This is a genomic window from Marinilabilia sp., assembly GCF_016278715.1.
Classification (GTDB): Bacteria; Bacteroidota; Bacteroidia; order Bacteroidales; family Marinilabiliaceae; genus Marinilabilia.
In genome coordinates, this window is the sequence record NZ_JADQBH010000152.1 from 1 (window position 1) to 13,051 (window position 13,051).

Below are 13,051 nucleotides of genomic sequence, written 5' to 3' on the forward strand. Positions count from 1 at the left end.
TTATCGATAAATCAGCATTATCATAGTTGCTGTAGATATAATCTTTTACAATCTGCATTCTTTTTAAAAGCTCCTTTCTTGTGGACCGTTTTGCAGTAGAAATGTTAAGCATTCGGCCCTTATCTTTATGGTCTATGTAGAGGCTATACTCCAGAAGTTCAAAAAAGAAAATTTCTTCCTCTTTTTGCTGGAAAGAACCGAGGAGCTTTTTTAAACCAGACGATTTATAATGTAACTGATTTACAAATCTATAGCTTGTGTTGCTGCCATCAGGATAATCGAGCAAATTCTCGTTTGAGCTTAAAAGTGTATGGAGTGCTTGCGTATAAAATGCATAATTAAAATGCACATTAAATGTGTCGACCCTTGCTTCAGAGTCAATTTCATAACCAAACGATTCAAAAGGATTGGACAAATAAAAGGTTTGTTCACAAACCCTTAAATCTCTCTTGCTATGATATAACTTTACTGTCCCTTTTGTATTGGCAAAAATACTAAAAGAACTTTCTGATACAGATTTCTGATAACTTTTATAGGAGGAGTTGACTATTACATTTGGCCATTCCAGATCATTGGTTTCGGCATGAACCTTATTCCTCAACCTGTCTAGTACTGCCTGTTCCGGGAAATGAGTTGCAACCATTAGCTCGTGTTGAATGGATTATTACAATCGTATTTTTGTTAAAACAATTGTAAGTTTCCTGCCACATAATAATGTATGATGAGACAATTACCAAATTCCGTCATCAATTTCAAAACATTTTTCCTTTATGCTTTGTTCAGATGATAATTTTTTACTACGCTTATCCTACCCTGCATTCGATAAAATACACTTGAATTTAAAGCAAAACAATTTAACCTGATTAATTGACAAATAATCTATTGCGAAGATTCATGAAACGAAGTTCGAATAAGTCAATTTACACCAGCTTCCTTAGCGCGCAAAACTAAATTCAAAAGCTATTTATTCATACCACGACACTAATCATCTTTCCTTTTAAAGAATTGTATAGCTGATTTCAGTTGCTCTGCCTGGCTGGCCAGTTCTTCAGCATTAGCAGCTAACTCTTCGCTTGAAGAGGCGTTCTGCTGAGTAACTGTATTAAGCTGTTGAATGGCATTATTAACCTGGTCTGCACCACTGTTTTGCTCCAGACTGGACGCTGATATCTCCTGAATAAGCTGGGTAGCAGTTTCCAATTGAGGAACAGTTTCCATTAAAATAGTCCCCGATTCATTGGCTAAAAGGACATTGTTCTGCGCTAGTTTTATTATTTCCTCAGCAGCTTGTTTGCTTTTTTCTGCGAGTTTACGCACTTCGGAAGCCACCACGGCAAACCCTCTTCCATGTTCCCCGGCTCTTGCCGATTCAACAGCAGCATTTAGAGCAAGAATATTTGTCTGAAAAGCAATGTCGTTGATAATTGAGATTTTCTGTGCAATGGCTTCGCTTGCGTTCAACGATTTTGTTGATTTATCAGCAGTTTGATGGATTTTGTTTAAGTTCTGCTGGGACATCTCCTCAGTTTTACGGGCATTCTGGGTGTTGTGTCCAATATTGGCAGCAATTTCCTCCATTGTAGAAGAAACTTCCTCCAGAGAACTTGCCTGTTCATTTGCACCCTGGGAAAGCTGTTCGGAAGCAGAGCTCATTTGCTGACTGGCCAACGCAATATTATCGGCTCCGGAGGCAATTTCAGAAATAATAATATTGAGTTTGCCAACCATTTGATTTAAAGCTTTCGTTAGCTGGCCCACTTCATCATCCTGATCCAAGTCAATAGAAACATTGAGATTCCCGTCAGCTATTGACCGGGCCAGAGACAGACTTTTGTTCAGACCGGACGTTATGGATTTGCTGATAGCCGTATTAATAACTATAAATATGAGGATGCCGACAATCAAGGCAAGAATAATGGAATTCCTGGTTTTGTTTACACGTTCTAAAAACTCGTCCTCGTAGATGGAAACCGATACAAATGATTCGATACGGTCGATGTATTTAAAATACTGATATTTTGTTCTCCCTTCCCATTCATATTCTGTTTTGCCCTCTTCTTTATTTGATTCAATAAGTTGCTTAAAAAACTCCTGATCGCTGTGATTTTCTCCTTCATTTTCAGGGTGTAAAATAAAGGTACCCTCTTTATCAATTAAGAATGGATAACCTGATTCGAAATATTTTTTACTATTGAACGCCTGACGCAGATCTGATAAATCCTTTTCTGGCAGGCCATAGTACAATATTCCTATTATATCTTCGCCCTTTTTTATCGGGAAATAACCTGTGAGATACCAATCGTTAACTACAAACGCACGTCCATAAAAAGAATCTCCATTCATGATGGATTTAACCACCTCTGAGCTATTGGGAATAAATGTTCCGACAGCTCTTTCTCCGTTTTCTTTTGTAATGTTGGTGGAAATGCGAAGAAAACCCTGAGGTATTTTTTGAAAAATGGTTGCAGTTCCTCCAATCCTGCTTGCAATTGTATCCACAATTGCTGAAGAGTTTTGGATAATGTTTCCGTTAAGTTTCCAGCTTTTGGTTTGAACCGGGACAGATTCTTCAGTAATCTGATTTGTTGCATTGAAAGCAATTCTGGAATCTGAGATATTCAATTCTCCCTGATTGGAAAAGTATTCCCGGGCATACTCTAACCCAATGGCTACCTGTTGCTGGTTTTTTCGAATTTCTTCTTCTATAAGGGCCCCAATATCATTGGTGTGTTCCCTCATTCTTTCATCGGTTTGCTCCTGCAACTCTTTCTTTTCCTCTGAAATAATATATATTCCAAGTATCCCGATAATAAAGGCCATCGTGAAGCCTAAAATAAAATTGAGCCTTATGCCAATTTTAATGTCTTTTAATCTCTTCATTCGCTAAAGATTTTTCAATTGTTTACCTGCCAGCATGTTCCGCAAAATTAAGAACCCGCAAATTTTTATACATCCATCCTTCTATTAAAACATTGGGTAGGTTTCTGTGGGCGAGGTGAAAAATCAAGGTCTCAAGTCAATTGCTAATTGACCTGCTTTAAGTTAATTCTTATGTCTGGGGAAGTGGTGGTTTTTAACAAGTACTCAGATAATCTCTCTAAGTAACTTTTCTGGAAGGATAAAAGGGTGTTCTGTTGACTTTTGGTATACGGCAATCTTCAGTTATAGGTTAGTCCTTTTTTGAAAATAAAACATTTTTTATTCTAAAAATTGTTTATTTCAATGTTCCACAAAATTAATGCACTCCAGGTCTTGAAAGTTTCCAAAAAACTCCCCAGCGGCCTAAAACAGAAACTGCCGGATAAGGTCCAACAACGGGAATAGCCAGAACCAAACAAGGTATATAAAAGAATCAAATCAGAATTAGCCAGAGAAGCTATTTGCTTAGAAATTATTTTTTTTGTCCACGAAACGACTGAAAGGAGTTCGATAACTCCTTGAAAAGGCAATTATGATGTTGTCAATTGCACTAATTTTAGTCACACCTGAAGTGCGACATTAAACGGCTTCGCCGTTTTTCAATAAAGCTGTAAAACAGATTTTTCGCTCGACTCTACCGCTTGCTTGCAAGAATTCGCTTAATTCGAGAAATTCGTAGACCCCAAACAAAAAATGGGGAAGCCATTTTATAATAAACCATTGAGAATATTTTGCCCAAAAACCACGCTTCTAAGAGATAAGGCACAAAGAGGTGGAATTTTTAATATCGTGGGGATTAATTCAGCCCCAACTGTCAGGTTAAATGGCAGCTACTTCATATTTGTCTAATTATCAACATCTTTTATTATTACATCATGAGCACCACCTTCAATGATGCTTGTTGATGAAACTAAAGTGATTTTGGCTTTAGATTGTAATTGTTTAAGTGTAGACACTCCACAACTACACATTGTTGATTTTATTTTCCCCAATGTTTGCTCTAAGTTGTCCTTCAATTTGCCAGCATAAGGAACATAACTATCAACGCCTTCTTCGAATTTCAAATTACTGTTTCCTCCCATATCATATCTCTGCCAATTTCTGGCTCTGTTGGAGCCTTCACCCCAGTATTCTTTTACATAGTTTCCTCCAACTAATAGTTTTCTTGTGGGGCTTTCATCAAAACGGGCAAAGTATCTTCCCATCATTAAAAAGTCCGCACCCATAGTAAGCGCGAGCGTCATATGATAGTCCTGAACAATTCCTCCATCTGAACAAATTGGAACATATTCACCGGTTTCTTCAAAGTACTTATTTCTTGCCTCAGCAACATCAATCAATGCTGTAGCTTGTCCACGACCTATTCCTTTTTGTTCTCGTGTGATGCAAATAGAACCGCCCCCAACACCAACTTTAATAAAATCGGCTCCTGCTTCTGCAAGATATAGGAAACCATCTTTGTCAACGACATTACCAGCACCTATAAAAATATCATTTCCATATTGTTTCCTGACATATTCAATCGTTTCTTTTTGCCATTCTGAAAATCCATCAGAAGAATCAATGCATAATACATCAACCCCGGCATCTATCAAAGCCGGAATTCTATCTCTATAATCACGAGTATTTATTCCTGCTCCAACCATCAATCGTTTATTTGAATCTAAGAGTTCATTTGGATTTCTTTTATGACTGTCATAATCCTTTCTAAAGACAAAATATTTAAGGTTGTGATTTTCATCAACAATGGGCAACTGATTAAGCTTATATTCCCAGATAATATCGTTTGCTTCTCCAAGAGATATCCCGTCTTTTGCAGTTATCATGTTCTCTATCGGAGTCATAAAATCCTTCACCTTCTTTTCGGAATCATCTCGACTAATGCGGTAATCTCGACTTGTTACTATTCCCAGAAGTTTTCCTGATGGCTCTCCATTATCTGTTACTCCAACTGTCGAAAAACCTGTTTTTTCTTTTAATGCGATAATATCTTTAAGCGTATTTTCCGGTGTTATATTTGCTCTACTCTCGACAAACCCAGCTTTATATTTTTTTACTTCCATGACCATTCCTGCCTGGTCTTCAATAGACTGAGAACCGAAAATAAAAGATAAACCGCCCTCTTTGGCCAATGCAATTGCCAATTTACTATCTGAAACAGATTGCATAATGGCAGATACAAAAGGTGTGTTTAAACTTATTCCTGGCGTCTCATTCTTCTTATACCTTACCAGTGGGGATTGTAGGTTTACGGCATCAGGAGTATGCTGCTTAGTGGTCAGTCCAGGTATTATTAAGTATTCATTAAATGTTCTGGAGACTTGGTTTATAATATTTGCCATAAGTTTGAAAATAAAAATTTCGGGAAAGTTAAGAAACTTTTAAAAAAAATTTGACGAGTTAAGTTCTTAGACAAGTCAAAATTGACACGAAAGGCAACGCTATTAAAGGAAATTTTGAGGCAGTATAAGAGTTCAAAAATCGAAAGCAGCCCAAAGGATAAAACTTAAACAGTTTCTAAACAGGCCCTCAATGCTCCGCCAAAAACATTTACAAACAACTGATAATCAATTTATTGCTAGGTCGGACGAACAAGCCTTAGCTCACTCAAAATAAAAACTTTACGTCATTGCATCACTGCGTTTAAGCCTTTTTTAACGGACTATGCTTCCCTAAAAAACAACTAGACATTTTATTCGGTTATTTCAACATGATTACCTTCCGGATCTAAAATGACACTTTCGTAATAACCATCCCCGGTTGTCCTGGGTTCTCCTAATATTTCAAATCCGTCAAGTTTCAAACGTTTTGTAAGGTTATCAACCACATCTTTCCCTCCCACAGACATAGCAATATGGGCCAATCCATTAACTGTCCCCTTGTCGCCGTGCCCTTTCGGGATATCAATTCTTTTCATGAGTTCAATACGCGCTCCTCCTTCAAAAGAAAGAAAATACGACGAAAACCCCTTTTTATCATTTAGATACCTTTCACTACAATTCATGTGAAAATAGGTCTGATAAAAATCCCGCATAATTTCTAAATCACTGGTCCAAATCCCTATGTGTTCAATTCTCATTTTCATGTAATCTTTCTCCTTTTTCTTTCTATTATTCAGTTGCAAAACGCAATAACTACCTGATTTTAAAATTCATCACACCCAACGTCCTAAGAAAATATGCTTGGTTTAACAAAGCCTCTAATATCAAACGGGTGCAAGCACCAATTGATAGGAGACCAATTATGAGCTGGATGTTCTTTGTTAGGAAACTCGCTTTTGTTTTCCACTTTCTTTTATAGTTTTTTCCAGTCGAGATTGTCTGGTTTTTTCTTGCATAGCACTCATTATCCAACGGATTACCGCTTTTCTATAAGATGGTGCCTGTTTCATAAAAAAGTCCCACGCAATTTTGTTCTTTCTAAATTGTTTCTCATAATTTGAGTCAAGAAACACGGTATCATTTTCGGAAGAGTAAATTTCGGATTTTTTTTCTTTCCGTAAACTAAAAACTTTTAGTCCGGCAGGCTTCATAAGTCCTGCTTTGGTAAGTTCTTCAATTTTTTTAATATTGATTGCACTCCAATTACTTTTACTCCTGCGTGGTGTAAAACGAATACAATAGCTCTCTTTGTCGATGGATCTTCTAACTCCATCTATCCAACCAAAACAAAGTGCCTGGTCAACCGATTGTGACCAGTTCATTGAAGGTTTTCCGCTATCAACCTTATAAAACCCAACAATTAGTTCTGTCTCTTTTTCATGGTTACTTTCCAGCCATCTTCTAAATTCATCTTGTGATTTAAAAAAAGTAGCCGTTTCTTTAGTCGGGTTTAATTTTGTACTTTCAGATTTGTTCTCAGTCATCAGTTCAAAAATTTATTATTGTGTCAGTACAAGAAAAAAACAGAGCCCCGGATCCACGAAAAGATTTTCCGGAGGCAGAAAAGACGATAGGGTTCACGCGAAGAGGCATGATTAAACCTAAAAGATAAAAAAATATGATCGGTCTATTTTCTTAATGCCTAGTTAAACCCTTGCAATACACTGAAAGTCAGTTGTTTGCACTTAATGGTTTTTGCTTGTTAAAATTCAACATATCAAGATCTTGGGAAATATCTTAAATCTTATATCAATATCAAACCTGTCCTAAATAAATATTTTAAAGAGCTAAATGACATGTTTGGATCCGACCTTGGCAGGTAAGCCTAAAAACAAGGTTGTTTTATCGTAAAATCGTCTCTGTCTGAATCCCGTGCGCGCAGCAAGCGAGATGAGTTTTGACAATTACGATGAAAGAACCGTAGTTTTTAGAGCGAAAGCTGGCTAAGTCTTGGATTATTGCGATTAGCGAGGACAGTATCAAGCTTGCTTGAATACTGTCGAGTGTAGCAATAATCATGTAAATAATTATTGCGATAAGGGAGAGCAGTATCAAGCTTGCTTGAATACTGTCGAGTGTAGCAATAATCATGTAAATAATTATTGCGATTAGCGAGGACAGTATCAAGCTTGCTTGAATACTGTCGAGTGTAGCAATAATCATGTAAATAAATATTGCGATAAGGGAGAGCAGTAGCCAAGCTTGCTTGAGTAATGCCGAACGTAGCAATATTCATGGAATAGTTTTTTTGTCCCGAAATAGGTTTTTGTTGGTTTTGGAAAACAAAACCTTACAAAACCATGATCGGGATCAGGGTTTAAGAGATGAAATCCCTTTTGTGAAATATTTTGGACACTAATTACCTTATATCTAAAAATCTAACGATCTATTGTTTTCTATGACCCAAATAAAAATAAAAGCAACTCCCTTTTCCTGGTTCAGATTCCAGCCATAAATGGCCACCGGAAGCTTTAATAATCTTGGAAACTAATGTAAGTCCAAGCCCCAGTCCCGGATTAATACGCTTTTCATCAGTTTCAATCTTTTCAAATGCATTAAAGATAGAATCTCTGTTTTCGGGAGAGATCCCACTGCCGGTATCTCTGACAAAAAACACCTGATTTTCAACCGAATCAGTAAAACAACCAAATTCCACCACACCTTCATCAGTATATTTCAATGCGTTACTGATGAGATGAACCATTATCTCCTGCAGATAAGCAAGATTGGTTTTTAAAACAAAATCTTCAGGAAGCCGGAGAGACGTTTTTAATTCGATTTGAGTTTTATTATAGTGGCCTTTTAGTGAATGAGCTTTTTCCTTTAGTTTTTTGCAAAATTCAGAAGGGATTACTTCATCGTCAGGACTGAAAGGAAAATCACCTGCCTGCATACGTGAGAGGTTAAGCAACGAATCAATGAGAATAAGTAACTCATCTGTTTTGGCATGCAACATCCCAGCAAAGTTTTCTTTCTCCGCTTCAGGAATATCGGAATAAAGCAAAACTTCAGTCAAGCCTTGTATTGCGTTTAGAGGAGTGCGAATCTCATGCGAAAGATTCCGAAAAAACTGTTCTTTGATTTTATCTGACAGAGACAGTTTCTTTTCAAAAAAGCGGATTCGATTTTGTTCATAAACTTCAAAAGATTCCTTAAGTCTTTTGAAGGAAAGAACCCCACAAAATTTTTGTTGATGATCAATCACCGGAAGCGCTGGAATTTGGGCAGAATTCATAATCTCCAGGGCCTGATGGATACTTGAATCAGGAAATAGAGAAGGTTTTGGAGTAAGGCAATCGATCACAAGTATTTTCTTCCTTTCAAAAACATCAGAGATAGTAAGTAATCCCTGAAATTTGTCCTGGTTTTCCATTACAACGAAATACTGCTTTTCCTTTAGTTCTTCTTCAATGCTGTTAACTCCTGCCAATGGTTCTGTACGTGGGTAATCTGTTTCAATATAGGGTTCGATAACCATGACTTCAAATATCTAATTCAATCGTGTCGTAGTGAATTCTCAATCGAAAATCTACTTTTAAAATTTCAGAGGGCGAAATATAGGGAATTACTTTCTTTTTTAAAATAGTCATGACCTGGTCAATCTCAATTTTGTTAAGAATTTTTCGATTGATGAAAACTGCTTCCACATTAGGTAAGTCTAAATCAACTGTTTCAAACTCGTTGGGAACGAGTAATTCAAAAAGTTTGGTAACACCGGTCTTTCCCTGGGGTGATTTCTTTCCAACGATTAATATGTCCTCAAAAGGAGGAAGTTTTACCTCTTCAAAGCCTATTTCAACTGAGTATTTTGGGGTAGTCTTATCCATTAAATATTTTTTTAAATTCTCTAGACTACGAAACATAAGAGCTAAAAGTTTCAATAATATCAATCCAATATTCAAACCCAATAATACCCATTATTCTGAATTGCTATTGTTCTGGAACTATTTATCCATTTCGATTGCTTTCCGGGAGAATCGACCACAACTTTTTCATCGGAGATGACGCATTTACACATTATTCAGTAAATGCATTAGAATAGTTTTATAGAGACATTTGTTACCAAACCAGTCAGGTAAATTGATTGATTTTGTGTTCGTTCAGGACATCAACCCCGAAACTTCGGATTACAGTTACTCAAAAATAAAAAAATAATCTATTGTTGTTCCAACCCCTTTATCAATATGGTGTCACAATCAGCAGCCTTTAATTATCTGGCGAGTTTGATATATTCATTTTTACCACATAAACCGCCCAATAAGTTGAGTCTGGACAGAACCAATTGGAAATTTGGCAAAACAGATATCAACATATTAATGTTAAGTGTTTTTTTGAAAGGCGTAGCAATCCCAACTCTTTGGAAATTACTGCAATTCAAATCTTACCAGAATGGAGTATTCAAGCTTGATTTTCTCAAATTCAATATCGGGTGGGGATGCCGAAGAAGAACCTGATGCTCTGACAACCATATTTGCTATTCCTTCATTCTTTACCTCAAATGCACCAAAAATATGAGAATTTAATTCCTGAATATAAATTGCCTTCCCAGTTTCCTGACCGATAGCCCGGGTAAGTGATCCGGCTTTTTCTTTTGCAGCTTTTATGGCGTCAACCTTTACTTCCATCTTGAATTTGTCCATATCGGAATGATCTGCTTTTTCAATGGAAATATTTGAAATTCCCAATGAATGCAAACCTCGAAACACCTGTCCGGCTGTTTTTGAATCGTTCACAACCAACTGATATTCTTTTTGAGCATTGATACCAGAACCAAGAATCCAGTAATTCCGGAAATTACTAACCATATCCTTTACCGCCAGTTTTTTGGAAACATCAATTTCCAATTCCTTTAATTTCTTAATCATTGATTGCTCAACCTCATCAATGCTCTGCTTCCCTTTTAAATCTTTCTCGTCAAGAAGAATCTTCAGATATATTTCATTCGGAACTACTTCCATTTCAGCTTTTCCTGTGACCTCGATGTAGTTGGTGTCAATAAAATTTTTTGACCCCATTTGACTGTAGGCCGTCAGCGAGAATGTTGTCATAATAATAATTAGTAAGTTCTTCATTCTTCAAAAATTTAGTTAAAAAATTGATTTAATTAACATTACCACTGCCAGCCGAGAAAAAATCGAGCTTGCTTCACTGCGTTACCAATGACATTCAGATTTCAGGTTATCTTGGTCTGGAAGCGGTTTTCAACCAATATAATAATTGCATCCTATTAGAATTTTGGTACTATTCCAAAAATGTAGCAATATAACCTCAAATTAAACTATTAGACGGAGACTACCCCTTTGGGTTGCGCTAATATCGGCTTTTGCCCATCTGTATAATTATCACAAGAGATTTGGGGAAAATGGTAACATAACGGACTTAGGTGACCCGAATCCAACAGCTTATGGTGTTTGCTGGAACACCTCCGGTTCGCCAACCACTTCTGACAACCACACCGATGAAGGAATAACTTCTTCCACCGGTGCTTTTACAAGCAGTATTACTTCATTAACCCCGAATACCACTTATTTTGTACGGGCATATGCCACCAATACTGCAGGAACTTTCTATGACAATCAAGTATCATTCACAACCCCCATGGCAACATCCATAGAAACATTATCAGAGGCTGAATTAAAAGTCTATCCGAACCCAACCGCTGGAATATTGTACATGGCCGACAGTCTGAAAAATACTAAATTCGAAGTATTCAATATTGCCGGAGAGCGTGTAAAAACCGGAAATATTAAGGATAATAGTATAAATTTAGCTAATCTTAAAACCGGTATTTATCTTATTGTAATCAATAATTTCAAATACAGGGTGATTAAAAAATAATCATATCATTTACCTAACCTGGACGAACCAGAACAAAAAAAGTTAAAAAAAATGACACTACTAACCGATAAAAGTTTGAGATTTCTTTCCCGAATGGTCGGAATTCTCAATAACATTCAGACTTGAGGTAAATGGGTTTGGGAGGGGACATTTTCAGCTGCACCGAAAACGCCCCCTCCTTTCCACCCTCCCTCATGCTCCATCCCTTTAGTTTTAAGTCCCCCCTTGATAGAATTTAGGAGGCCCACCCCTTTTCGTTTAAAATCCCTATCTTCACATTAAAAAACAAACCTTTCGTTATGCTACAACTTACCGATACTGCCATCACCGCCGCCTTGGCAGGTGCTGCAGAAATTATGGATGTCTATGACAACCACGACTTTCAGGTGCAGACCAAAGAAGATAATTCTCCGCTGACCATCGCAGACTTGAGAGCCCACAATATCATCAAAAGTCATTTAAAAAGAACGGGCATTCCTATCCTCAGCGAAGAAGGAGCCACCATCCCATACGAAGAACGAAAAGATTGGTCGCGTTTCTGGCTGGTGGATCCACTGGACGGTACCAAAGAGTTCATCAAACGCAACGGAGAATTCACCGTTAATATCGCCCTTATAAAAAAAGGGATACCTGTTTTGGGAGTGGTCTATGCCCCCGTGTTACAGGAAATCTATTACGGAGATTTTGAAAATGGGGCTTTTAGAGCACAACACATCTCTCCAGTCGAAACGCCGGATACCATTTCGCCCAGAGCCGAAAAACTCCCCCTGCCACAGGAACGTGAAACCTTAAATGTGGTGGCCAGCAAGTCACACCTCGACAAAGAGACTAAAAACTATATTGCACACCTGGAACAAACATCCGATCTGCCCGTAAAAACGGTTAACATCGGAAGCTCCCTGAAACTGTGCCTGGTTGCTCTTGGGGAAGCTGACATTTACCCTCGTTTTGGCCCCACCATGGAGTGGGACACCGGCGCGGGTCATGCTGTAGTGAAAGCCGCAGGAAAGCGAGTGCTTCAGGTGGATAGGGACGAAGAACTCGTTTACAACAAGAAGGACTTGCTCAATCCGTTTTTTGTGGTGAAGTAAAGGGAGTAGGGCGCCAAAATCCCCCGACTGAGGTTGAGACTGAAGTTGAAGTTGAGTATTTGAGGTTGAGGTTGAGACTGAGTATTTGAGGTTGAGGTTGAGGTTGAGGTTGAAAATTATTGGTTGCCTGCGAAGAATCTCGTTCTGATGAAGAGCGTCTTGTCATTCTGAGCCTGCAAAGAATCTCAAAAAGGTTAAACGTTTTTTTGTAAAAAATCATACCGGAGTAACCTGGGATTAATTTATTAGCATTGAGGCACATAAGGCATATAGGTTATTAAATAAACTCTGTGTTACTCGGTGCTTCCTCCGTGAAACTCTGTGTAATAACCCTGTTGCGGAGCAGCCTCGGTGCTCCTCGGTGTCCTCTGTGGTGAAACCCGTTGCGAAGCAACACACATCCCTTCCTTTTAACTTGCTACCTGCCCTTTCAGGGCGCAAATAATGACCTGGATTCTTTTCCCGGGACGGTGCCCCGGGCTATGATTAGTTGGGCTTTCAGCCCGTTTTTCTGTTTCTCGGTTCTCCAATAAGACGAAAATCTGTGTCCATCTGTGCCATCCGCGGATTAAACCAAACAAAAATAAACTCTGTGTTACTCGGGGCCTCCTCCGTGAAACTCTGTGTAATAACCCTGTTGCGGAGCAGCCTCGGTGCTCCTCGGTGTCCTCTGTGGTGAAACCCGTTGCGAAGCAACACACATCCCTTCCTTTTAACTTGCTACCTGCCCTTTCAGGGCGCAAATAATGACCTGGATTCTTTTCCCGGGACGGTGCCCCGGGCTATGATTAGTTGGGCTTTCAGCCCGTTTTTCTGTTTCTC

The 13,051-nt window shown here is 38.2% G+C and carries 11 protein-coding genes and 1 pseudogene; 3 read left to right on the forward strand and 9 right to left on the reverse strand.

Annotated features, from left to right (window positions below):
- From QZZ43_RS09760 to QZZ43_RS09790, 7 genes are all read right to left on the reverse strand, one after another.
- A partial coding sequence (locus QZZ43_RS09760; RefSeq protein ID WP_291858398.1) for an AraC family ligand binding domain-containing protein occupies positions 1–643 on the reverse strand: 643 nt, incomplete at its 3' end.
- Positions 644–981: 338 nt separating this feature from the next.
- Positions 982–2,880 carry a methyl-accepting chemotaxis protein gene (locus QZZ43_RS09765; RefSeq protein WP_291858400.1) on the reverse strand — a complete coding sequence of 633 codons (1,899 nt, stop codon included), beginning with the start codon at positions 2,878–2,880 and terminating at the stop codon, positions 982–984.
- Positions 2,881–3,764: 884 nt separating this feature from the next.
- Positions 3,765–5,261, reverse strand: a complete 1,497-nt coding sequence (locus QZZ43_RS09770) for an IMP dehydrogenase (RefSeq protein ID WP_291858402.1) — start codon at positions 5,259–5,261, stop codon at positions 3,765–3,767.
- A 350-nt stretch (positions 5,262–5,611) separates the two neighbouring features.
- Positions 5,612–6,004, reverse strand: coding sequence for a VOC family protein (locus tag QZZ43_RS09775; RefSeq protein WP_291858403.1), 393 nt, complete (start codon positions 6,002–6,004; stop codon positions 5,612–5,614).
- Positions 6,005–6,181: 177 nt separating this feature from the next.
- Positions 6,182–6,784: a YdeI family protein gene (locus tag QZZ43_RS09780; RefSeq protein ID WP_291858405.1), complete on the reverse strand. Its 603-nt coding sequence runs from the start codon at positions 6,782–6,784 to the stop codon at positions 6,182–6,184.
- Between the two features lie 902 nt (positions 6,785–7,686).
- A complete protein-coding gene (locus tag QZZ43_RS09785) occupies positions 7,687–8,778 on the reverse strand; it encodes an ATP-binding protein (protein ID WP_291858408.1) in 1,092 nt (363 codons plus the stop codon).
- 4 nt (positions 8,779–8,782) lie between these two features.
- Positions 8,783–9,127 carry a hypothetical protein gene (locus QZZ43_RS09790; protein ID WP_291858410.1) on the reverse strand — a complete coding sequence of 115 codons (345 nt, stop codon included), beginning with the start codon at positions 9,125–9,127 and terminating at the stop codon, positions 8,783–8,785.
- Between the two features lie 435 nt (positions 9,128–9,562).
- On the opposite strand from QZZ43_RS09790, the pseudogene QZZ43_RS09795 reads away from it, so the two are divergent.
- Positions 9,563–9,670, forward strand: a pseudogene (locus QZZ43_RS09795) (IS4 family transposase); the annotation flags it as partial.
- Here the strand turns inward: QZZ43_RS09795 and QZZ43_RS09800 are convergent.
- Entirely contained in the window at positions 9,665–10,372 is a 708-nt protein-coding gene (locus tag QZZ43_RS09800) for an SIMPL domain-containing protein (RefSeq protein WP_291858412.1), read from the reverse strand. The pseudogene QZZ43_RS09795 and the gene QZZ43_RS09800 sit on opposite strands and share 6 nt — an antisense overlap.
- Positions 10,373–10,702: 330 nt before the next feature.
- Positions 10,703–10,825 carry a hypothetical protein gene (locus tag QZZ43_RS09805; protein ID WP_291858414.1) on the reverse strand — a complete coding sequence of 41 codons (123 nt, stop codon included), beginning with the start codon at positions 10,823–10,825 and terminating at the stop codon, positions 10,703–10,705.
- Positions 10,826–10,898: 73 nt separating this feature from the next.
- On the opposite strand from QZZ43_RS09805, the gene QZZ43_RS09810 reads away from it, so the two are divergent.
- Together QZZ43_RS09810 and cysQ are read left to right on the forward strand one after the other, a co-directional pair.
- Positions 10,899–11,138 (forward strand): T9SS type A sorting domain-containing protein, encoded by a 240-nt coding sequence (locus QZZ43_RS09810; protein ID WP_291858416.1) that lies wholly within the window; start codon positions 10,899–10,901, stop codon positions 11,136–11,138.
- 299 nt (positions 11,139–11,437) lie between these two features.
- On the forward strand, positions 11,438–12,229 hold the full coding sequence (gene cysQ / locus QZZ43_RS09815; protein WP_291858418.1) for a 3'(2'),5'-bisphosphate nucleotidase CysQ: 792 nt from the start codon (positions 11,438–11,440) through the stop codon (positions 12,227–12,229).
- Positions 12,230–13,051: the final 822 nt, after the last annotated feature.

Bases quoted from the DNA above. Each gene is read 5' to 3' on its own strand.
- QZZ43_RS09765 (WP_291858400.1), bottom strand. From the start codon at position 2,880: ATGAAGAGATTAAAAGACATTAAAATTGGCATAAGGCTCAATTTTATT.
- QZZ43_RS09770 (WP_291858402.1), bottom strand. From the start codon at position 5,261: ATGGCAAATATTATAAACCAAGTCTCCAGAACATTTAATGAATACTTA.
- QZZ43_RS09775 (WP_291858403.1), bottom strand. From the start codon at position 6,004: ATGAAAATGAGAATTGAACACATAGGGATTTGGACCAGTGATTTAGAA.
- QZZ43_RS09780 (WP_291858405.1), bottom strand. From the start codon at position 6,784: ATGACTGAGAACAAATCTGAAAGTACAAAATTAAACCCGACTAAAGAA.
- QZZ43_RS09785 (WP_291858408.1), bottom strand. From the start codon at position 8,778: ATGGTTATCGAACCCTATATTGAAACAGATTACCCACGTACAGAACCA.
- QZZ43_RS09790 (WP_291858410.1), bottom strand. From the start codon at position 9,127: ATGGATAAGACTACCCCAAAATACTCAGTTGAAATAGGCTTTGAAGAG.
- QZZ43_RS09800 (WP_291858412.1), bottom strand. From the start codon at position 10,372: ATGAAGAACTTACTAATTATTATTATGACAACATTCTCGCTGACGGCC.
- QZZ43_RS09810 (WP_291858416.1), top strand. From the start codon at position 10,899: ATGGCAACATCCATAGAAACATTATCAGAGGCTGAATTAAAAGTCTAT.
- cysQ (WP_291858418.1), top strand. From the start codon at position 11,438: ATGCTACAACTTACCGATACTGCCATCACCGCCGCCTTGGCAGGTGCT.